Raw genomic sequence first — 19,114 nt, 5'->3', positions numbered from 1 at the left:
CGGGGGCCTTCTCCGTTCTGCCTGGTGCGCGAGGGGGGACTTGAACCCCCACGCCGTTTCCAGCACACGGACCTGAACCGTGCGCGTCTACCAATTCCGCCACTCGCGCCAGCCCCGAAACACTATCACGCACAGACGGTGCCCGACGCCAACCACTACCATGCAGTGGTCAGACGACCGAGACACTGGAGACGCATGGGCCTGTTGGACAACTTCGAGCGGGGGTTGGAGCGTGCCGTCAACGGCGCCTTCGCGAAGACCTTCCGCTCCGGTGTGCAACCCGTCGAGATCTCCAGCGCACTCCGTCGCGAGCTCGACACCAAGGCCGCGGTGGTCTCCCGCGAGCGGATCCTCGTGCCGAACGAGTTCACGGTCCGCCTCGCCCCGCCGGACTTCACCCGGATGCACGACGTCGGCCAGCCGCTCGTCGACGAGCTCACGCAACTCGCCCACCAGCACGCCGTCGCCCAGAACTACTCGTTCTCCGGGCCCGTCACGATCCGGCTGCAGCAGGACGGCACCCTGTCGACCGGCATCCTGCAGATCGACTCCACGACCGTGCAGCGCGACGTCGCCTGGATCGCCGTGCTCGACATCGGCTCACAGCGGCACCGGCTGCAGCGCGGCCGCACGGTGATCGGCCGCGGCAGCGACGCCGACATCACGATCGCCGACACCGGGACCAGCCGGAAGCACGTCGAGGTGCTCTGGGACGGCAAGCACGCGCAGGCCACCGACCTCGGCTCGACGAACGGCTCGAAGCTGAACGGGCAGCACTTCCAGCAGGCGATCGTGGAGCCGGACTCCACCATCGAGATCGGTCGTACCCGTATGGTGTTCCGGGTGATCCCCGAGAACGACGGAGGTAGTCGATGACAACAGGGCTGACCCTGCTCGTCCTGCGCTTCGCGTTCCTCGCGGTGCTCTGGCTGTTCGTCTTCGTGATCGTCTTCGCGCTCCGCAGCGACCTCTTCGGTCAGCGCGTGCGCACGATCCCCACCGACCCCAAGGCCGCCCCGTCGGGGCCGACCACCCCCACCATCCCCGCCGCGGCCGCTCCCGGCCCCGTCTCCAGCGGTGCGTTCACCGACCTGATCGGCCAGCCCGGCACCGCGCAGCAGTCGTCCGCGCCGGCCGCGACCCGGCTCGTCATCACCGAGGGCGCCCGCGAGGGCATGGAGATGCCGCTCGGCGGCGGACCGATCACCATCGGCCGCTCCAGCGAGTCGAACGTCGTCATCCGCGACGACTACACGTCCACCAACCACGCCCGCCTCGACCTCCGGGCCGACGGCTGGCTCCTGACGGACCTCGAGTCCACGAACGGCACCTTCGTCAACGGTCAGCAGGTGAGCGCTCCCGTCGTCGTGCCGGAGCGCACGCCGATCACGATCGGGACGACGACGTTCGAGCTGCGGCGGTAACCCGGCATGACCGCTCGGACGCTGAGCGCCGCTGTGTCCCACGTCGGGCGCATCCGCGCGAACAACCAGGACTCCGGCTACGCCGGCGCCCACCTGTTCGCGGTCGCCGACGGCATGGGCGGGCACGCCGGCGGCGACGTCGCCTCGGCCATCGCCATCCGGCGCATCCGTGAGGTCGACCGCGAGTTCCCCTCGGCGCACGACGCCGAGTTCGCCCTGCAGTCGGCCCTCATCGCGGCCAACCAGCTCATCACCGAGACGGTGTTCGAGCACCAGGAGCTCACCGGGATGGGCACCACCGTCTCCGCGATGATCCGGGTCGGGGACCAGATCGCGATCGCGCACATCGGCGACTCCCGCATCTACCGGCTCCGCGACGGCGAGCTGCAGCAGATCACCTCGGACCACACCTTCGTGCAGCGGCTCGTCGACAGCGGCCGCATCACGCCGGAGGAAGCCGCCGTGCACCCCCGCCGCTCCGTCCTCATGCGCGTGCTCGGCGACGTCGACGCCGCGCCCGAGGTCGACACGGCGATCATGGACATCCAGCCGGGCGACCGCTGGCTGCTCTGCTCGGACGGGCTCTCGTCCTACCTCGCCGAGGAGCGCATCCGTCACGCGCTCGCCTCGACGATGGACGCCAACCAGGTGACGCAGCGCCTCGTCAAGGAGACGCTCGACCACGGCGCACCGGACAACGTCACCGTCGTCGTGATGGACGTCACCGCCGAGGACGTCGACGACGAGGACGACGCCGCGACCACCGTCGGCTCGGCCGCCGCACCGCTGACCTTCGAGGCGTCGACCGGCCGCAAGCCGATCCGCCTCCCCACGATCCTGCTGCACCCGCTCAAGGTCACCACCGCCCCCGAGGACTCGCACTTCGAGCCGGAGTCCGACCAGTTCTTCGCCGAGCTCATCGCGGAGGACCGCCGGCGGCGCATCCGTCGTCGGGTCTCGTGGACCATCGCCCTCGTGCTCGCCGTCGCCGTCCTGGTCGGCGCGGTCTTCGTCGGGTGGCGGATCACGCAGGACCACTACTACGTCGGCACCGACCGCGGGACCGTCGCCATCTACAAGGGCGTCCAGCAGTCGATCGGCCCGATCGCGTTGTCCGACGTCTACGAGGACACCGACATCACGGTGTCGTCGCTGCCCGACTACACCCGCGAGAACGTCCGCTCCACGATCAACGCCCAGTCGCTCACCGACGCCCGCGACATCGTCGACCGCCTGCGGAAGGCAGCCGAGACCGGCCAGGACCAGGCCGGCACCGGTGGTGACGGGAACGAGACGGCGTCGCCCACCCCCACGTCGTCGCCGACGTCGACCCGGACCCCGCGGCCGACCTCGACCCGGAGCCCGCGATGAGCGCCGCGACCGCGCAGTCCTTCACGCAGGCGATCACGATCAAGCTCCGCGAACCGGCACGCGCCCGCAACCTCGAGCTCGTGCTCCTGGTCATCGCGTGCGGCATCTGCGCCGGTGCGATGGTGCTCGTGCAGCTCGGCACCAAGGGCGAGCTGTTCGACACGTCCGTGCTCTGGGTCGGCGCCGGGATCCTCGGACTCGGACTCGTGATGCACGTCGTGCTCCGGGTCGTGGCGAAGAACGCCGACCCGTTCATCCTGCCGATCGCCCTCGTGCTCAACGGCATCGGCATCGCCGAGATCTACCGCATCGACGTCCACAACGGCCTGTCCGGCTGGGACGCCATCGGCGTCAAGCAGATCGTCTGGACGATGCTCGCGATGGTCCTCGCGATCGCCACCCTGCTCCTCGTCCGGAACCACCGGTTCCTGCAGCGGTACCGCTACATCTTCATGGCGCTGACGATCGTCCTGCTGCTCCTGCCGATGCTGCCCGGCATCGGGACGAACATCGGTGGCGCCCGCGTCTGGATCAGGATCGGCCCGTTCTCGTTCCAGCCCGGTGAGCTCGCGAAGATCACCATGGCGCTGTTCTTCGCCGGCTACCTCGTCACCGCACGCGACTCGCTGTCGATCGTCGGCAAGAAGTTCGCCGGCATGACGTTCCCCCGCGCCCGCGACCTCGGCCCGATCCTGGTGATGTGGGGCGCCGCGATGGCCGTCCTGGTGTTCCAGCGCGACCTCGGCACCGCCCTGCTGTACTTCGGCCTGTTCCTCGTCATGATCTACGTCGCCACGGCCCGGTTGAGCTGGGTGCTCATCGGTCTGACGCTGTTCATCGGCGGTGCCCTCGTCGCGCAGAGCGTGCTCGAGTACGTGCACGGCCGGTTCGAGCAGTGGCTCGACCCCTTCGACCAGGAGATCTTCGACCGGCAGACGCAGGGCAGCTACCAGCTCGTGCAGGGCCTGTTCGGCTTCGCGAACGGCGGGATCACCGGCACCGGGCTCGGGCAGGGCCGGCCCTACATCACGCCGGTCGCCAACGCCGACTACATCGTCGCCTCGCTCGGCGAGGAACTCGGGTTGATCGGTGTCTTCGCGATCCTCGCGCTCTTCATCGTGCTGGCCTCGCGCGGCATCCGGGTCGGCTTCATGGCCCAGGACGACTTCGGCAAGCTGCTCGGCGTCGGCTTCGGCTTCATCATCGCCCTGCAGGTGTTCGTCGTCGTGGGCGGCATCACCCGGATCATCCCGGTGACGGGTCTGACCACGCCGTTCATGGCCGCGGGTGGTTCCTCCCTCATCGCGAACTGGATCATCGCGGCGATGCTGCTGCGCCTGACCGATTCCATCCCAGCCGAACAACGCGTCCAGCAGGGCGCGATCCCCGCCGCGAGCGGGCGGACCAGGAAGGAGCGTCGTCGATGAACCGGCAGCTCCGCGGTGTCTCGACCGTCATCGTGCTCATGTTCGTCGCGCTCTTCGTGTCGACGACGTCCATCCAGTTCTTCTCGGCCGAGCAGCTCCGCGCCGACTCCCGCAACTCCCGAACCATCCTGGCCAGTTACTCGACGAAGCGCGGGGCGATCCTCGTCGACGGCAGCCCGATCGCCGAGTCGACCCCGGTGGACGACCAGTACCAGTACCAGCGGAAGTACACGAACGGTGCGCTGTACTCGGCCGTCACCGGCTACTTCACGATCGGCCAGGGCAACACCGGCATCGAGAGCGCCGAGAACACCGTGCTCTCCGGCAACTCGGACGCCTCGTTCTTCCAGAACCTCAACTCGATCCTCACCGGCCAGGACGTCCAGGGCGACAACGTCAACCTGACCATCGACCCCGACGTGCAGCAGGCCGCCTACGACGCGCTCGGGGACAACACCGGTGCCGTGGTCGCGATCCAGCCGAAGACCGGCAAGATCCTCGCCATGGTCTCGAAGCCGGCGTACGACCCCAACGCGCTCACCTCGCACGACACCGCGAAGGTCAAGGAGCAGTACGACGCCCTGCTCGGCGCCGAGACCGCGCCGCTGCAGAACCGCGCCATCGGCGGCGACCTGTACACGCCCGGATCGGTCTTCAAGCTCGTCGTCGCGTCGGCCGCGCTCAAGGACGGCAAGTACGACCTCGACTCCGAGTTCCCGAACCCGTCGCGGCTGCAGCTGCCCGGCACGAGCACGTACATCAACAACGCCGAGGGCGGCACCTGCGGCGGCGGCGACAAGGTGAAGCTGCGGACCGCCATCCAGTACTCGTGCAACATCCCGTTCGCCGAGCTCGGCCAGAAGCTCGGGTACGACGCCATCAAGAGCATGGCCGACGAGTACGGCTTCGGCGACGCCATCGAGGTCCCGATGCGTGCGACGGCCAGCCAGTACCCGGACGTCGACTCGACCGCGACCCTCATGCTCAGCGCCTTCGGCCAGGCGAGCGTCCGCGTCTCGCCGCTGCAGATGGCCATGGTCTCGGCCGGCATCGCGAACGGTGGCACGGTGATGCAGCCGTCCCTGGTGGACTCGATCACCACGAGCGACCTGAAGACGGTCGAGTCCTTCTCGCCGAGGCAGTACAGTGATCCGCTGTCGTCCTCCGAGTCGGCCGACCTGACCGAGGCGATGCAGAGCGTCGTCAGCGGCGGGACCGGGACCAATGCGAAGATCGACGGTGTCGACGTCGCAGGGAAGACGGGTACGGCCGAAGGTGGCACGGGTGCCCCCTACACACTCTGGTTCACGGGGTTCGCGCCCGCCAAGGACCCCGAGGTGGCCGTCGCGGTCGTCGTCGGGAACGGGGGCGGGCTCGGGCAGTCCGGAGTCGGCAACACGGTCGCGGCCCCGGTCGCGAAGAAAGTCATGGAGGCGGTGCTGAACAAATGAGACCCACCAGCGGACTCACCTTCGGTGGGCGGTACCAGCTCTCGTCCCGGGTCGCCATCGGCGGCATGGGAGAGGTGTGGCAGGCGACCGACCTCGTCATCGGCCGGACCGTCGCACTCAAGATCCTCAAGGACGAGTACCTCGGTGACCCCGGGTTCCTCGAGCGCTTCCGCGCCGAGGCCCGGCACGCCGCCCTCGTCAACCACGAGGGCATCGCCAACGTCTTCGACTACGGCGAGGAGGACGGCAGCGCCTACCTGGTGATGGAGCTCGTCCCCGGCGAAGCGCTCTCGACCATGATCGAGCGCGAGCACACGCTGCCGGTCGACAAGGTGCTCGACATCGTGGCGCAGACCGCGAACGCCCTGCAGGCCGCCCACGCCGTCGGGCTCGTCCACCGTGACATCAAGCCCGGCAACCTGCTCATCACGCCGGACGGCCGCGTCAAGATCACCGACTTCGGCATCGCCCGCATCGCCGACCAGGTCCCGCTCACCGCGACCGGTCAGGTCATGGGCACCGTGCAGTACCTGTCGCCCGAGCAGGCGAGCGGCCACCCCGCCTCGCCCTCGACGGACATCTACTCGCTCGGCATCGTCGCGTACGAGGCGCTGGCCGGCCGTCGTCCCTTCACGGGCGAGTCGCAGGTCGCGATCGCGATGGCGCACATCAACGAGCAGCCGCCGGCACTGCCCGGCGACATCCCGGCGCCCGTCTCCGCCCTCGTGCTGTCGTGCATCGCGAAGAAGCCCGCGGACCGCCCCGCGACCGCGGCGAACCTCGCCCGTGCCGCGCAGGCGCTCCGCCGCGGTGACGTCGCGGCCGCCACGGTGGCCGTGCCGGCGATCGCCCAGGACGGCACGGTGGCGTTCAACCCGCCGCCCGCCCAGGGGAACGACGCCGCGACCGCGCTCATCGGCACCCAGGCGGGTGCGATGGTCGGCGGCCCCGGGACTCCCCGGTCGCCCGTCACCGACGACGCCGAGGAACCGAAGAAGAAGCGCGCCTGGATCTGGTGGCTCGTCGGCATCGTGGTCCTGCTCGCCATCGCCGGCGGCATCGCCTACGCGGTGACGAGCTCGGAACCGGAGCCGGAGCCCACCCGGTCGTCGGCGGCGTCCCGTCCGCCCAAGCCGACGCCCACGCCGTCGGAGACCCCGTCCCAGACGCCCGTCGACACCCGGATCACGGTGAACGCCGCCGACTACACCGGCCAGAACGCCCAGGACGTCGCGAACCAGCTGCGCGCCAAGGGCCTGCAGGCCGACGTGGTCGACGGTTCGAACGCCACCTCGTCCGACCAGGTCGGCACCGTCGAGTCGCTCGGTCCGGAGGGCAGCCTCGAACCCGGCACGACGGTCACCATCAAGGCCTTCGGCGAGGTACTGACCGCCGAGACGCCCGAGCGGGCGAGCGGCGGCGACGTCAGCGCCTCCGGCCGCACGACCTTCAGCTGGCCCTCGTACGACAAGTGCCCCGCCGGGTACACCGACGTGACGTACACGTACACGATCGACAACGGCACGGTCCCGTCGACCGGCAGCAGCTCCGGCACGACGTCGGGCACGGCCGTGACGGTCGCCGCTGCCCAGCCCGGCACGGTGACCCTGTCGTACAAGGTGACCTGCAAGTCGCCGCAGTCGAGCACCACCGTGGTCTCGGAGTCGTCGCCGGGAGCACAGGTCGACTGGACCCAGGCGACCGAGGAGCCGGCACCGACGGACCCCGAGGAGGGGACCAACCCGAGCCAGGGCGGCCCGATGGACGGCAACTGACCGACCCCCGTTCGGGGCTGTTGACACTGTTCGGTAACGGTTCGGCCGACCCCTCGGTGGCCAGGGTTCGACCAGGTTCGGCTGCCGTACACTGGCTCGGACCGACAGACGGAGGAGTACGTGCCAGAAGGTGTGACCGCGGGGATCACGCTCCTCGCCAACCGCTACGAGATCGGTGACGTCATCGGTCGTGGCGGCATGGCCACGGTGCACCTGGGCAACGACACGCGCCTCGGGCGCAAGGTCGCGGTGAAGCTGTTGAAGCCGAGCCTCGCCAACGACCCGGCCTTCCGCACCCGCTTCCGGCAAGAGGCCCAGGCGGCCGCGCGCATGGCACACCCCACCGTCGTCCGCGTGTACGACGCGGGCGAGGAGACCGTGCGCGAGTCCTCCGGCGCCGAGGTGCAGGTCCCCTTCATCGTCATGGAGTACGTCGAGGGCCGTCCGGTCTCCGACATCATCGCCGAGGGTGCCGTCGCGCCGGCCGAGGCCGTGCGCATCACCGAGGGCATCCTCACCGCGCTCGAGTACTCCCACCGCGCCGGCGTCGTGCACCGCGACATCAAGCCCGCCAACGTCATGGTCACGCACAGCGGCCAGGTCAAGGTCATGGACTTCGGCATCGCCCGGGCCATCACCGACACCTCGGCCACCGTCGCGCAGACCACCTCGATCCTCGGGACGGCGTCGTACTTCTCGCCCGAGCAGGCCCGCGGCGAGACCGTCGACGCCCGCACCGACCTGTACTCGACCGGTGTGGTCCTGTTCGAGCTGCTCACCGGGCGCGCGCCGTTCCAGGGCGACACCCCGGTGGCCGTCGCCTACCAGCACGTCAGCGAGCAGCCCGTCGCACCGTCGACCATCTCGCCCGAGGTGTCGCCCGCGCTCGACGCCGTGACCCTGCACGCGCTCGTGAAGGACCGGACGCGCCGGTTCCAGAACGCCGCCGAGTTCCGCACCGACCTGCAGCAGGCCGCCGCCGGTCGGATCCCGACCTCGACGAAGAAGCTGCAGCAGAACGCGGCGAACGACGCGTCCACGATGCTGTTCGGCGTTGACCCCCGGACGACGACCAACGCCGCGTCCGCCTTCCGCGAGCTCGACGACGACACGGCGGAGCACCGGCCGCAGCGCACGCAGAACCGCCCGCCGGTCGCGTGGATCTGGGTCGGCATCCTGCTCACCGTCGCGGTCATCGTTGCGGTCGTCTTCTTCGTCGCCAACCTGCAGCCCGGCAAGCCGCCCGTCTCCTCGTCGGTGAGCGTGCCGAGCGTGGCCGGCCAGACGTTCGACGGAGCGAAGGCCGCACTCGCGAAGAAGGAGCTCACCGCCGTCCGCGTCGAGGAGAACTCCGACGACGTCGACAAGGGCCGCGTCATCAGGACCGATCCCGGTTCCGGTGTCAACGTCGGGCGGCGCACCAACGTCAACGTCGTCATCTCGATCGGGCCGGAGCGGATCGCCGTGCCGTCCGTCGACGGGCAGTCACAGGCCGACGCCGAGCAGGCGCTGACGGCTGCCGGGTTCCGCGTCGGTGCCATCACCACCGACTACTCGAAGGACTCGCCCGCGGGCACGGTCCTCAGCGCCGACCCCGGGTCCGGCACGCTGCACAGCAAGGGCCTCGTGATCGACCTGACGGTGTCGAACGGCAAGGTCCAGTTGACCGACGTCCGGCAGAAGCCGTTCCCCGACGCCCAGAGCGAGCTGCAGCAGCTCGGGCTGACGGTGAACCCGGCCCCGGACACCTCGTGCGCGGGCAACCTGGTCACCCAGCAGGACACCCCGGCGGGCGATGTGCCGCAGGGCAGCTCCGTGACCCTGACCTACTGCGCGGCACCGGACGAGCCAGCGCAGGCGCCCACCTCGGACGGCGGGTCGGGCAACGACCGCGGCCAGGGGAACGGGCAGGGGAACAACAACAACGGTCCTGGCGACCGTGGCGGCGACGACGACTGACCCGACCACCCGTGGGACGGTGTTCGCTCGCCGGGCGCAGGGCGGGCCTCCCGTCCTGAATCCGCCGGACCGGGTCCCACGGTGAGACGGAGCGGCGACCGAGCCTGACGCAGGCCGTCGCCGTCCCCGTCGGCTCGTCAGCCGCGGTGTGCGGCGATGAGCGGACCGAGTCCGTCTGCACGCTCGACGGCACCGTCGAGGCCGGCCGTCTCGAGCCAGTTGCCGACCATGCGGTAACCACCCTCGGTGAGGACCGACTCCGGGTGGAACTGCACGCCGTAGACCGGGTGGTCCCGGTGCTGGACGCCCATGATGACGCCGCCGCCGGTGCGGGCCGTGACGGTGAGCTCCTCCGGCACGGTGCCGTCCACGATCGCCAGCGAGTGGTAGCGCGTGGCGGTGAAGGGGTGCGGGACCCCGGCGAACAGCACGCTGTCGTCGTGGTCGACCTGCGACGTCTTGCCGTGCATGAGTTCCTCGGCATGCGTGACCGTGGCGCCGAGCGCCTCCGCGATGGCCTGGTGGCCGAGGCAGACACCGAGCAGCGGCGTCTCGGCCTCGATCGCGGCGTGGACCGTCGCGATGGACACCCCGGCGTCGGCCGGCGTGCCCGGACCCGGGGAGAGCAGGACGCCGTCGTACTCGGCGAGGCGGTCGGCGATCTCGGACTCCGGGAACGCGTCGTTCCGCACCACGTCGGTCTCTGCGCCGAGTTGCTGGACGTACCCGTTCAGCGTGTAGACGAAGCTGTCGTAGTTGTCGACGACGAGGATCCTGGTCATGGTCGATCACCGTACTCGTGGGGGAATGGGTGGTCCGTCCGCGGATGGACCACGGACGCCGTCACGGTAGGATACCGGCCATGGCCAAGGACAAGGACCGCACCAAGCCCGCCCGGAGGACCCGAGCCGACTCGGTCGACACCGCGGGGGACGCCCCCAACCCGGTGTGGTTCAAGCCGGTCATGTTCGGCTTCATGCTCCTCGGGCTCATCTGGGTGATCGTCTTCTACATCTCGAACGCGATGCTGCCCGTCCCGAGCCTCGGCTCGTGGAACATCCTCATCGGCTTCGGCATCATGTTCATCGGCTTCCTCATGACCACTCGGTGGCGCTGACACCGAAGCACCACACCTCCGACGCCCGTCGCACCGCAAGGTGCGGCGGGCGTCGTCGTTGTCCACAGCTTCACGAACGCTCGTCCGCCAAGTTCCGTGCCGAACGGCTGGTTGTCCCCATCTGTCCACAGTTGTGCACACTGTCCACAGCTCCCTCCACACCCGAGCCCGGGAGTTATCCACACCCGATTCCACAGTGGGGATAATCACACCGGTGTAACTCACCGGGTTGTCCCCAGTTGTGGATAACTCTGTTGGGACGTGTGGAAAGTGAGTCCGACGTGCCGCTGACGACTCTGCACGCCGCCGACCGCGGCGGGAACGACAAGCGCCGCAGCCGCTCTCTTGAGGTGAGTCACCGCTGTCCGCGGTGCCGGCGACGCAGAGGGCGCCCGGAGCGCGCTGCGGCACCGACGGACGCCCGTGGACGACGAACGCCCCGTCGCGCGGAGCGACGGGGCGTTCGATGGACTCGCGGTGCGCGGCTCGGTGGCCGGTCAGCCGACCGTGACGGCGTACCCCACGACGGTCAGGGCGACCGCCACGACGGCCGCAGCGACGAGCAGTGCGATCTGCAGCGGTCGCTGGCGGATGTTCCGGGTCTGCGCGAAGACGAACCCGACGACGAAGCCGCCGATGATGCCGCCGACGTGCGCCTGCCACGAGATGTTCGTACCCGGGATGAACCCGATCAGCAGGTTCAGCCCCATGATCACGAGGAGCTGGACGGCGTTCTGCCCGAGACTGCGCTGCAGGACGAAGAACGCCGCGAACAGGCCGAAGATCGCACCGGAGGCGCCCACGACCCACGTGCCGGGAGCCAGGAACGTGACGAGCATCGTGCCGAAGACCCCGGTGATGAAGTACAGCGCGACGAACCGCCAGGTACCGAGCATGTTCTCGAGGATCCGACCGAAGATCCACAGCGCCCACATGTTGAACAGGATGTGGAGGAAGCCCGAGTGCACGAACAGCACCGTCACCGCCCGCCACGGCTGCACCGGCAGCAGCAGCGAGTTGTAGGCGAGCAGGTTCGTCAAGGCACCGCGACTGAGCTCGTCGAACAGCCAGACGAGCACCGAGATCGCCACGAGGACGACCGTGCCCTTCTGGTCGAGCATCGCGAAGCGCCGTCGGGCGACCGTCAGGCCGCTCGGGCCTCCGGACGCCCGACGGTTCGCCGCGAACAGTGCGCGCTGTTCGCGCACGCACTCCGGGCAGTGCACCCCGACCGCCGCCGGCGTCTGGCACTCCGGGCAGATCGTCCGCCCACATCGCTGGCACAGCACGAAGCTCTGCCGGTCGGGGTGCCGGTAGCAGGTGTTGTTCGGGTTGTACGCCTGGTCGGTCACGTGCGGATCAGACGTCCTCGACGTCGATGCTCTGGATGACGACGTCCTCGAGGGGCTTGTCGCGGCCGTCGGTGGCCACGCCCTCGATCCCGTCGACGACCGCGCGCGACTCGTCGTCGGCGACCTCACCGAAGATGGTGTGCTTGCCCTGCAGCCACGGCGTCGCCACCGTGGTGATGAAGAACTGCGAGCCGTTCGTGCCACGGCCGCCCTGGATGCCGGCGTTCGCCATGGCGAAGATGTAGGGGTTCTGGAACGTGAGCTCGGGCGAGATCTCGTCGTCGAAGCGGTAGCCCGGGCCACCGATGCCCTGACCGAGGGGGTCGCCGCCCTGGATCATGAAGTCCTTGATGATGCGGTGGAAGATGACGCCGTCGTACAGCTTGTCGGTCGACACCTTGCCCGTGCCCGGGTGGGTCCACTCCTGCTGGCCCGTGGCGAGGTCGACGAAGTTCTTGACGGTCTTCGGAGCGTGGTTGCCGAACAGGTTGACGCGGATGTCGCCCTTGTTGGTGTGGATCGTTGCGACAGCGGTGTGCAGAGACATGTTCCGATTCTCGCATGTACTCCTGACATGCAGACGGATCCCACAGCGGAGGTTCCGTGACCTGTCAGGGAGTGTGGTGGCAGGATGGGGTCACGCCGATCCGATGGAGGAACCAGATGACGACGATCGAGATCCCGCGCAAGCGTCGGAAGCAGATCAAGAAGCTCAAGGGCCAGACCGCCACGCTCCTCGGAGAGCAGCGCAAGGTCCTCGAGCACGCGAACGCGATCCTGGCCGAGGCCCGGTCGAACGCAGCAGACGCAGCCCGCAAGGACATCGCCCCCCGCGTGCAGAACGCGATCGACAACGGCATCCGCCCGGCCGTCGCGACGGGGGTGCACGCAGCGACCTCGGCAGCGCAGAGTGCATCGCACCGCTTCCAGTCGGAGGTCGTGCCCGGCCTGGTCTCAACCGCCGGTTCGGTGCTGAGCATCGGTGACCTCGCGAAGGACCCGCGGGTGAAGAAGATCGTGAAGAACGCCCAGAAGAAGGGCAAGCAGGCCAAGAAGGCCGCGGGCAAGTACGTGCCGCAGCAGAAGAAGGGCCTCGGCTTCGGTGGCGTCGCGCTCATCGTCGTCGGCGTGGTCGCCGTCGCCGGTGCCGCGTACGCCGCGTACCAGACGCTCCGTGCGGACGACGACCTCTGGGTCGCCGACGACACGGACTCGGCGGAGAAGCCCGCCGCCTGACCTCCCGGTTCGTACGAAGGGCCCCGGCGCTGCGCCGGGGCCCTTCGTCGTCCCCGGGTACTGGCGTTCGTGCACCCGCCCGCCGCGTGCTCTGGACGCACCCGTCCATCTGCCTGGAGGCACGCGCCGGCCCGCCACCGCGCGCCTCCCGTCCGCCACGCGGTCCTGCGGTCGTGCGGTCGTGCGGTCGTGCGGTCGTGCGGTCACGCAACGCGCCACGGGAACACCGCCGAGCGGCCGCAACCTGTCGCCCAGACAGCGCGCAAACGACAGTTCCTGCCACCTCGGCGAACCGCACGCGGCATGTCGTGACCACTCGACGAAGACGATGCGGAGTGGCGAGAGCCGGACCCGGCCACCGCGGAGCGGCGCCGAAGGCGCGCAGACGAACACGGCGACCGAGACCGGCGGACGAGGAACGAGCGAAGCAGCGTTCGCCCTGAGGGAGTGGAGCCTGGGAGAATCGAACTCCCGACATCCTGCTTGCAAAGCAGGCGCTCTACCAACTGAGCTAAGGCCCCTGGACACCTGTGGTGCAGGTGTTGGAGGGAAGTGGTGGGGCTACAAGGACTTGAACCTTGGACCTCTTCGTTATCAGCGAAGCGCTCTAACCGCCTGAGCTATAGCCCCTCAGACCGGATGAAAGCCTACCGCACGATCCCGCCGGAACGAAATCGAGCACTGGCGCCATCCGGCCCGGGTGTGTCAGTTGTTCGTGAAGCCGACGAGCAGGCCGCCGGTGATCCGCACACTGAGGTTGTAGAGCACGCTCACGATCGCGCCGAGCACGGTGCCGACGACGACGTTGAGGATGCCCACGACGATCGAGAACCCGAGGACCTGGCCCAGTGAGAACTGGTCCATGATCGAGTAGCTGTTCTGCCCGGTGACGTCCTTGAGCAGGGCGTCGACCTGCGTGAACACGCCCGTCTGGTTGAGGATGACCCACACCAGGGCGGTGGCGACCACGATCACGATGCTGCCCGCAAGGGCGATGAGGAAGCTCAGCTTCACCATCGACCAGAAGTCGAGGTAGACCAGCCGCAGGCGGACCTGGCGGGTGCCGACGGGACGCTTCGCCTTCTTCTGGAGCTTCTCGGCGACACTACTCATTGCTTGACTGGTCCTCTCCGGCCTCGTCGTCGACGGGCGCGGGGTTGGTGGGCGCGTTGTCGATGGGGTCAGTGGGTTCCGGCGCCGCTTCGGCCGGGCTGACCGTCTCGACCGGGCCCGCTGGCTCGATCTCGGCGTCGTCCTGGTCGACCAGGTTCCGCTCGGTGTTCTGGGCCACGGCGATGATCCGGTCGTTCTCCGCGAACCTCGCGAAGACCACGCCCATCGTGTCTCGGCCCTTGGCGGGGACCTCGGCCACGGCAGACCTTACCACCTTGCCCGATTGCAGCACGACGAGCACCTCGTCGTCCTCGCCGACGATGAGCGCGCCCACGAGGTCGCCACGGTCGAGCGCCAGCTTGGCCACCTTGATGCCCAGACCGCCACGGCCCTGCACCCGGTACTGGTCGACGGAGGTGCGCTTGGCGTAGCCGCCCTCGGTCATCACCCAGACGAACCCGTCGTCGGACACGACCCGGGCTGCGAGCAGCGAGTCGCCGTCGCGGAAGGACATGCCCTTCACACCCGAGGTCGACCGACCCATGGGACGCAGGGTGTCGTTGGTCGCGGTGAAGCGGAGCGACATGCCCTGGCGGGAGACGAGCAGCAGGTCGTCGTGCTCGTCGACGAGGAGCGCCTGCCGGAGCTTGTCGCCGTCGCGCAGGTTGATCGCGATGATGCCGCCGGTGCGGTTCGTGTCGTACTCGGTGAGCGCGGTCTTCTTCACCAGGCCGTGCTCGGTGGCGAGGACGAGGTACTGCGCGACCTCGTAGTCGCGGATGTCGAGCACCTGCTGGATCTGCTCGTCGGGCTGCATGGCGAGCAGGTTCGCGACGTGCTGGCCCTTCGCGTCGCGGCCGGCCTCCTGGAGCTCGTACGCCTTGGCGCGGTAGACGCGGCCCTGGTCGGTGAGGAACAGGAGCCAGTGGTGCGTCGTCGTCACGAAGAAGTGCTCGACGATGTCGTCGGCGCGGAGCTGGGCGCCACGGACGCCGCGGCCACCGCGGTGCTGCGACCGGTACTGGTCACTGCGGGTGCGCTTGACGTACCCGCCGCGGGTGATGGTGACGACCATCTCCTCTTCGGGGATGAGGTCCTCGATGGACATGTCGCCGTCGTACCCGAGCATGATCTCGGTCCGGCGATCGTCGCCGAAGCGGTCGACGATCTCCTCGAGCTCGTCGCGGATGATCGTGCGCTGCCGGGTCTCGGACGCCAGGATGTCCTGGAAGTCGGCGATCTTGCGCTCGAGTTCCTCGGCCTCGTCGTGGATCTTCTGCCGCTCGAGGGCGGCGAGCCGGCGGAGCTGCAGCTCGAGGATCGCGCGCGCCTGGATCTCGTCGACGGACAGCAGGTCCATCAGGCCGGTCCGGGCTTCCTCCACGTCGGGCGAGCGACGGATGAGGGCGATGACCTCGTCGAGGGCGTCGAGCGCCGCCAGGTAGCCGCGCAGGATGTGCGCCCGCTTCTCGGCCTCGCGCAGACGGAACTGCGTGCGGCGCACGATGACGTCGATCTGGTGGGCGACCCACGCCGAGATGAAGCCGTCGAGCGGCAGGGTGCGGGGCACGCCGTCGACGATCGCGAGCATGTTCGCGCCGAAGTTCTCCTGCAGCTGCGTGTGCTTGTACAGGTTGTTCAGCACGACCTTGGCCACGGCGTCGCGCTTGAGCACGATGACCAGGCGCTGGCCGGTGCGCCCGGAGGTCTCGTCGCGGATGTCGGCGACGCCCGCGAGCTTGCCGTCCTTGACGAGCTCGGCGATCTTGATCGCCAGGTTGTCCGGGTTCACCTGGTACGGCAGCTCGGTGACGACGAGGCAGGTGCGGCCCTGGATCTCCTCGACCGCGACGACCGCGCGCATCGTGATCGACCCGCGACCCGTGCGGTAGGCGTCCTGGATGCCCTTCGTGCCGAGCACCTGCGCGCCGGTCGGGAAGTCCGGCCCCTTGATGCGCTGCATGAGCGCGGCGAGGAGCTCTTCACGCGTGGCGTCGGGGTTGTCGAGCGACCACTTGGCGCCCTCGGCGACCTCGCGCAGGTTGTGCGGCGGGATGTTCGTCGCCATGCCGACCGCGATGCCGACCGAACCGTTGACGAGCAGGTTCGGGAACCGGGCCGGCAGGATCGCCGGCTCCTGCGTGCGGCCGTCGTAGTTGTCCTGGAAGTCGACGGTGTCCTCGTCGATGTCCCGGACCATCTCGAGCGCGAGCGGCGCCATCTTCGTCTCGGTGTACCGCGGGGCGGCGGCGCCGTCGTTGCCGGGCGAGCCGAAGTTGCCCTGCCCGAGCGCGAGCGGGTAGCGGAGCGACCACGGCTGCACCAGGCGGACCAGGGCGTCGTAGATCGCCGAGTCACCGTGCGGGTGGAACTGACCCATCACGTCGCCGACGACACGGGAGCACTTCGAGAACGCGCGGTCCGGGCGGTACCCGCCGTCGAACATGGCGTAGATCACGCGGCGGTGCACCGGCTTGAGGCCGTCGCGGACCTCCGGCAGGGCACGGCCGACGATGACCGACATCGCGTAGTCGAGGTACGACCGCTGCATCTCGAGCTGCAGGTCGACCTGCGAGATGCGGTCACCGGAGACGACGATGTCCCCGCTGTCGCCGTGGACGATCTCGGGCTGCTCGTCGGCGCCGTTCTCGTTGTCGTCAGCCATGTGGCTTCGTTCCCTTTCTGGACAGCCCGGAGGCTGTGGTTCCGTTGGTCGCGCCGGGCGCGACCACAGGTGGTCAGGACTGGTCGACGCGGCGTGCGCCGCGCCTCCTGGCCGTTAGATGTCGAGGAAGCGCACGTCCTTGGCGTTCTGCTGGATGAACTGGCGACGCGACTCGACGTCCTCGCCCATCAGCGTCGAGAAGACGCTGTCCACCGCGGCGGCGTCCTCGAGCGTGACCTGCAGGAGCGTCCGGGTGTCCGGGTTCATCGTGGTGTCCCACAGCTCCTTGTAGTCCATCTCGCCGAGGCCCTTGTAGCGCTGGATCCCGTTGTCCTTCGGGATCCGCTTGCCGGCTGCCAGGCCGGCCTGCATGAGGGCATCGCGCTCCCGGTCGCTGAAGACGTACTCGTGCGCCGAGTTCGACCACTTCAGGCGGTACAGCGGCGGCTGCGCGAGGTACACGTAGCCACGCTCGATGAGCGGCCGCATGTAGCGGAACAGCAGCGTGAGGAGCAGCGTCGTGATGTGCTGGCCGTCGACGTCGGCATCGGCCATCAGCACGATCTTGTGGTACCGGGCCTTGTCCGGGTCGAAGTCCTCGCCGATGCCGGCGCCGAACGCCGTGATCATCGACTGGATCTCCTGGTTCGCGAGGGCGCGGTCGAGCCGGGCCTTCTCGACGTTGAGGATCTTGCCGCGCAGGGGCAGGATCGCCTGGGTCATCGGGTTGCGGCCCTGCACGGCGGAACCGCCGGCGGAGTCACCCTCGACCATGAAGATCTCCGACAGGGTCGGGTCCTTCGACTGGCAGTCCTTGAGCTTGCCGGGCATGCCGCCCGACTCGAGCAGGCCCTTGCGACGGGTGGTCTCGCGCGCCTTGCGGGCAGCGAGCCGTGCCTGCGAGGCCTGGATCGCCTTGCGGACGACGTCGCGCGCCTGGGTCGGGTTGCTCTCGAACCAGTGCGTCAGCTCGCTGCCGACGACGCGCTGGACGAAGCCCTTTGCCTCGGTGTTGCCGAGCTTGGTCTTCGTCTGGCCCTCGAACTGCGGCTCGCCGAGCTTCACGGAGATGACGGCCGTCAGGCCCTCGCGGATGTCGTCACCCGTGAGGTTGTCGTCCTTCTCCTTGATGATCTTGGCTTCGCGCGCGTACTTGTTCACCAGGTACGTCAGGGCGGCACGGAAGCCCTCTTCGTGGGTCCCGCCCTCGTGCGTGTTGATCGTGTTCGCGAAGGTGTGGACGCTCTCCTGGTAGGAGGTGTTCCACTGCATCGCGACCTCGAGCGCGATCTTGCGCTCCGGGTCCTCGGCCTCGAACCCGATGACGTCGGGGTGGACGAGGTCGGCCTTCTTCTGCGAGTTGATGTACTCGACGTAGTCGGCCAGTCCGCGCTCGTAGTGGAAGGAGTCCTTGCGGGCCTCTTCCCCTTCTTCCGGGGTGCGCTCGTCCAGCAGGTTGATCCGCAGGCCCTTGTTGAGGAACGCCATCTGCTGGAACCGGGTGCGCAGGGTCTCGTAGTCGAACTCGACGGTCTCGAAGATGTCGGCGTTCGGCCAGAAGGTGATCGTGGTGCCGTGGTCGTCGGACGGTTCGTCCTGCGAGACCGGGGCGACGGGGACGCCGTCGGTGTAGCTCTGGCGCCACACGTGGCCCTGGCGGCGGACCTCGACGTCGAGTTCGCTCGACAGCGCGTTCACGACGGAGGACCCCACGCCGTGCAGACCACCGGAGACCGCGTACCCGCCGCCGCCGAACTTGCCGCCGGCGTGCAGGACGGTGAGCACGACCTGCAGCGTCGAGACGCCCTCGGCCGCGTGGACGTCCACCGGGATGCCGCGGCCGTTGTCGACGACGCGGACGCCGCCGTCCTCGCGGATGGTGACGTCGATCGTGTCGCAGTAGCCGGCGAGGGCCTCGTCGACGGAGTTGTCGACGATCTCCTGGACCAGGTGGTGCAGACCGCGCGGGCCCGTCGAGCCGATGTACATGCCGGGGCGCTTGCGCACGGCCTCGAGCCCCTCGAGCACCTGGATCTGGTCCGCGCCGTAGGATGGTTCGCTCTGCGGGGTCTCCGCGTCGAGCGGGTTCTGCGGTTCGTCTTCAGATCCTGATGCCATGTCGAGCGTGCTCCTGCCTGCGCGCGGAACGCCCGCGCACTGCACCTCCCAGTCTACCGCAGGGACCCCTCTTCCGAGGCGTCATCCGGCCCTCAGACGGGCTTTT

The 19,114-nt window shown here is 68.9% G+C and carries 15 protein-coding genes and 3 tRNA genes; 9 read left to right on the top strand and 9 right to left on the bottom strand.

Going from position 1 to position 19,114, the window contains the following annotated elements; translation table 11 throughout:
* Positions 1 to 22: 22 nt before the first annotated feature.
* Positions 23 to 109, bottom strand: a tRNA-Leu gene (locus tag BIU97_RS10310).
* A gap of 86 nt (positions 110 to 195) precedes the next feature.
* Between BIU97_RS10310 and BIU97_RS10305 the strand changes: the two genes are divergently transcribed.
* The 7 genes from BIU97_RS10305 (at position 196) to pknB (ending at position 9,407) form a co-directional block, all read left to right on the top strand.
* Positions 196 to 876, top strand: a complete 681-nt coding sequence (locus BIU97_RS10305) for an FhaA domain-containing protein (RefSeq protein ID WP_071258547.1) — start codon at positions 196 to 198, stop codon at positions 874 to 876.
* Entirely contained in the window at positions 873 to 1,424 is a 552-nt protein-coding gene (locus BIU97_RS10300) for an FHA domain-containing protein FhaB/FipA (RefSeq protein ID WP_071297573.1), read from the top strand. The genes BIU97_RS10305 and BIU97_RS10300 overlap by 4 nt, the downstream gene beginning before the upstream one ends.
* Positions 1,425 to 1,430: 6 nt before the next feature.
* The gene (locus BIU97_RS10295) at positions 1,431 to 2,795 is read left to right on the top strand and encodes a Stp1/IreP family PP2C-type Ser/Thr phosphatase (RefSeq protein WP_071297572.1); all 1,365 of its coding nucleotides are present in this window, start codon (positions 1,431 to 1,433) and stop codon (positions 2,793 to 2,795) included.
* Positions 2,792 to 4,222, top strand: coding sequence for an FtsW/RodA/SpoVE family cell cycle protein (locus BIU97_RS10290; RefSeq protein ID WP_071297571.1), 1,431 nt, complete (start codon positions 2,792 to 2,794; stop codon positions 4,220 to 4,222). Before BIU97_RS10295 ends, BIU97_RS10290 begins: the two co-directional genes overlap by 4 nt.
* A complete protein-coding gene (locus BIU97_RS10285; RefSeq protein WP_071258555.1) occupies positions 4,219 to 5,673 on the top strand; it encodes a peptidoglycan D,D-transpeptidase FtsI family protein in 1,455 nt (484 codons plus the stop codon). Before BIU97_RS10290 ends, BIU97_RS10285 begins: the two co-directional genes overlap by 4 nt.
* A complete protein-coding gene (locus BIU97_RS10280; RefSeq protein WP_071297570.1) occupies positions 5,670 to 7,448 on the top strand; it encodes a protein kinase domain-containing protein in 1,779 nt (592 codons plus the stop codon). Before BIU97_RS10285 ends, BIU97_RS10280 begins: the two co-directional genes overlap by 4 nt.
* Positions 7,449 to 7,568: 120 nt before the next feature.
* The gene (gene pknB / locus BIU97_RS10275) at positions 7,569 to 9,407 is read left to right on the top strand and encodes a Stk1 family PASTA domain-containing Ser/Thr kinase (protein WP_302846700.1); all 1,839 of its coding nucleotides are present in this window, start codon (positions 7,569 to 7,571) and stop codon (positions 9,405 to 9,407) included.
* A gap of 137 nt (positions 9,408 to 9,544) precedes the next feature.
* Here the strand turns inward: pknB and BIU97_RS10270 are convergent, their stop codons facing one another.
* Complete coding sequence (locus tag BIU97_RS10270) at positions 9,545 to 10,189, bottom strand: anthranilate synthase component II (protein ID WP_071297568.1); 645 nt, start codon at positions 10,187 to 10,189, stop codon at positions 9,545 to 9,547.
* An 80-nt stretch (positions 10,190 to 10,269) separates the two neighbouring features.
* Here BIU97_RS10270 and BIU97_RS10265 point away from each other — a divergent pair, with 80 nt between their 5' ends.
* Complete coding sequence (locus BIU97_RS10265; RefSeq protein WP_071258594.1) at positions 10,270 to 10,524, top strand: cell division protein CrgA; 255 nt, start codon at positions 10,270 to 10,272, stop codon at positions 10,522 to 10,524.
* Between the two features lie 497 nt (positions 10,525 to 11,021).
* Here the strand turns inward: BIU97_RS10265 and BIU97_RS10260 are convergent, their stop codons facing one another.
* Together BIU97_RS10260 and BIU97_RS10255 are read right to left on the bottom strand one after the other, a co-directional pair.
* Positions 11,022 to 11,876, bottom strand: coding sequence for a rhomboid family intramembrane serine protease (locus tag BIU97_RS10260; protein ID WP_071297567.1), 855 nt, complete (start codon positions 11,874 to 11,876; stop codon positions 11,022 to 11,024).
* Positions 11,877 to 11,883: 7 nt separating this feature from the next.
* Positions 11,884 to 12,423 (bottom strand): peptidylprolyl isomerase, encoded by a 540-nt coding sequence (locus tag BIU97_RS10255; protein WP_071258603.1) that lies wholly within the window; start codon positions 12,421 to 12,423, stop codon positions 11,884 to 11,886.
* Positions 12,424 to 12,539: 116 nt separating this feature from the next.
* Between BIU97_RS10255 and BIU97_RS10250 the strand changes: the two genes are divergently transcribed.
* Positions 12,540 to 13,112 carry a hypothetical protein gene (locus BIU97_RS10250; protein ID WP_083404737.1) on the top strand — a complete coding sequence of 191 codons (573 nt, stop codon included), beginning with the start codon at positions 12,540 to 12,542 and terminating at the stop codon, positions 13,110 to 13,112.
* A 448-nt stretch (positions 13,113 to 13,560) separates the two neighbouring features.
* On the opposite strand, the gene BIU97_RS10245 is transcribed toward BIU97_RS10250, so the two are convergent.
* The 5 genes from BIU97_RS10245 to gyrB form a co-directional block, all read right to left on the bottom strand.
* A tRNA-Ala gene (locus BIU97_RS10245) sits at positions 13,561 to 13,633 on the bottom strand.
* 32 nt (positions 13,634 to 13,665) lie between these two features.
* Positions 13,666 to 13,742 (bottom strand) — tRNA-Ile (locus BIU97_RS10240).
* 75 nt (positions 13,743 to 13,817) lie between these two features.
* Positions 13,818 to 14,225, bottom strand: coding sequence for a DUF3566 domain-containing protein (locus tag BIU97_RS10235; protein WP_071258606.1), 408 nt, complete (start codon positions 14,223 to 14,225; stop codon positions 13,818 to 13,820).
* On the bottom strand, positions 14,218 to 16,890 hold the full coding sequence (gyrA, locus tag BIU97_RS10230) for a DNA gyrase subunit A (protein WP_071297566.1): 2,673 nt from the start codon (positions 16,888 to 16,890) through the stop codon (positions 14,218 to 14,220). Before gyrA ends, BIU97_RS10235 begins: the two co-directional genes overlap by 8 nt.
* A gap of 114 nt (positions 16,891 to 17,004) precedes the next feature.
* Positions 17,005 to 19,008, bottom strand: a complete 2,004-nt coding sequence (gene gyrB, locus BIU97_RS10225) for a DNA topoisomerase (ATP-hydrolyzing) subunit B (protein WP_071258612.1) — start codon at positions 19,006 to 19,008, stop codon at positions 17,005 to 17,007.
* Positions 19,009 to 19,114: the final 106 nt, after the last annotated feature.

The organism is Curtobacterium sp. MCBA15_009 (assembly GCF_001864895.1).
Classification (GTDB): domain Bacteria; phylum Actinomycetota; class Actinomycetes; order Actinomycetales; family Microbacteriaceae; genus Curtobacterium.
Note: the sequence above shows the minus strand (reverse complement) of the source record. Positions and strands in the feature narration are given on the sequence as shown.

Excerpts from the sequence above, each read along its gene's own strand:
- BIU97_RS10305 (WP_071258547.1), top strand. The coding sequence starts at position 196 with ATGGGCCTGTTGGACAACTTCGAGCGGGGGTTGGAGCGTGCCGTCAAC.
- BIU97_RS10300 (WP_071297573.1), top strand. The coding sequence starts at position 873 with ATGACAACAGGGCTGACCCTGCTCGTCCTGCGCTTCGCGTTCCTCGCG.
- BIU97_RS10295 (WP_071297572.1), top strand. The coding sequence starts at position 1,431 with ATGACCGCTCGGACGCTGAGCGCCGCTGTGTCCCACGTCGGGCGCATC.
- BIU97_RS10290 (WP_071297571.1), top strand. The coding sequence starts at position 2,792 with ATGAGCGCCGCGACCGCGCAGTCCTTCACGCAGGCGATCACGATCAAG.
- BIU97_RS10285 (WP_071258555.1), top strand. The coding sequence starts at position 4,219 with ATGAACCGGCAGCTCCGCGGTGTCTCGACCGTCATCGTGCTCATGTTC.
- BIU97_RS10280 (WP_071297570.1), top strand. The coding sequence starts at position 5,670 with ATGAGACCCACCAGCGGACTCACCTTCGGTGGGCGGTACCAGCTCTCG.
- BIU97_RS10270 (WP_071297568.1), bottom strand. The coding sequence starts at position 10,189 with ATGACCAGGATCCTCGTCGTCGACAACTACGACAGCTTCGTCTACACG.
- BIU97_RS10265 (WP_071258594.1), top strand. The coding sequence starts at position 10,270 with ATGGCCAAGGACAAGGACCGCACCAAGCCCGCCCGGAGGACCCGAGCC.
- BIU97_RS10255 (WP_071258603.1), bottom strand. The coding sequence starts at position 12,423 with ATGTCTCTGCACACCGCTGTCGCAACGATCCACACCAACAAGGGCGAC.
- BIU97_RS10250 (WP_083404737.1), top strand. The coding sequence starts at position 12,540 with ATGACGACGATCGAGATCCCGCGCAAGCGTCGGAAGCAGATCAAGAAG.
- BIU97_RS10235 (WP_071258606.1), bottom strand. The coding sequence starts at position 14,225 with ATGAGTAGTGTCGCCGAGAAGCTCCAGAAGAAGGCGAAGCGTCCCGTC.
- gyrA (WP_071297566.1), bottom strand. The coding sequence starts at position 16,890 with ATGGCTGACGACAACGAGAACGGCGCCGACGAGCAGCCCGAGATCGTC.
- gyrB (WP_071258612.1), bottom strand. The coding sequence starts at position 19,008 with ATGGCATCAGGATCTGAAGACGAACCGCAGAACCCGCTCGACGCGGAG.